This window comes from Limosilactobacillus ingluviei str. Autruche 4 (assembly GCF_000312405.1).
GTDB classification, from domain to species: Bacteria; Bacillota; Bacilli; order Lactobacillales; family Lactobacillaceae; genus Limosilactobacillus; species Limosilactobacillus ingluviei.
In genome coordinates, this window is the sequence record NZ_HE997173.1 from 158,511 (window position 1) to 159,834 (window position 1,324).

General features: G+C 53.8%; 1 protein-coding gene. It reads left to right on the forward strand.

Annotated elements, in window-relative coordinates; genetic code table 11:
* Positions 1 to 1,324 (forward strand): hypothetical protein (locus BN54_RS10635; RefSeq protein ID WP_191976440.1); only part of this gene is annotated, 1,324 nt, incomplete at both ends.

Sequence of the window (1,324 nt, forward strand, 5' to 3'; positions counted from 1 at the left end):
CAAGTGAATCGGCATCCACAAGTGCAAGTGAAAGTGCATCAACGAGTGCCAGCGAATCAGCTTCGACGAGTGCAAGTGAATCTGCTTCAACAAGTGCCAGCGAATCGGCTTCGACAAGTGCAAGTGAATCAGCCTCAACGAGCGCAAGTGAGTCGGCATCAACAAGCGCAAGTGAATCTGCTTCAACGAGCGCAAGTGAGTCCGCATCCACAAGTGCTAGCGAATCGGCTTCAACAAGCGCAAGTGAATCGGCTTCGACAAGTGCCAGCGAATCTGCATCGACAAGTGCAAGTGAATCCGCTTCAACCAGCGCAAGCCAATCGGCTTCAACGAGCGCAAGCGAATCTGCATCGACCAGCGCCAGTGAATCCGCATCAACGAGCGCAAGCCAATCGGCATCGACGAGTGCTAGCGAATCAGCTTCAACGAGTGCAAGTCAAAGTGCCTCGACGAGTGCCAGTGAATCAGCATCTACTAGCGCAAGCCAAAGCGCCTCGACGAGTGCAAGTGAATCAGCATCAACCAGTGCAAGTCAAAGCGCATCGACCAGCGCCAGTGAATCGGCTTTAACGAGCGCAAGTCAAAGTGCCTCGACGAGCGCAAGTGAATCGGCTTCTACTAGCGCAAGCGGATCTGCTTCAACGAGCGCAAGTGAAAGTGCCTTGACGAGTGCCAGTGAATCCGCCTCGACCAGTGCAAGCCAAAGTGCCTCGACGAGTGCCAGTGAATCAGCTTTAACGAGCGCAAGCCAAAGCGCCTCAATGAGTGCAAGTGGATCAGCTTCAACAAGCGCAAGCCAAAGCGCCTCAACGAGTGCAAGTGAAAGTGCCTCGACGAGTGCAAGCCAATCTGCCTCAACGAGTGCGAGTCAAAGTGCGTCGACGAGCGCAAGTGAATCCTCCTCAACAAGCGCCAGTCAAAGTGCATCCACAAGTGCCAGTGAATCCGCCTCGACGAGTGCAAGCCAATCTGCTTCGACAAGTGCGAGTCAAAGTGCCTCAACGAGTGCAAGCCAATCGGCATCAACGAGCGCAAGTGAGTCGGCCTCCACAAGTGCAAGCCAGTCAGCTTCAACAAGTGCCAGCGAATCTGCATCGACTGCCGCATCAGTGTCAGCTAGCGTGAGTCAAAGCATCGCTAACTCGCAGAGCGTATCAGCGTCAGAAAGTGCAGCAGTTTCAACGTCTGCATCAACTTCGACTAGCGTGAGTGAAAGCGTGGCTGATTCGTTAAGCGTATCGGCATCGGAAAGCGTGGCAGCGTCAACGTCTGCATCAACTTCGGCTAGTGTGAGTGAAAGTGTAGCTGATTCGTTAAGCGTATC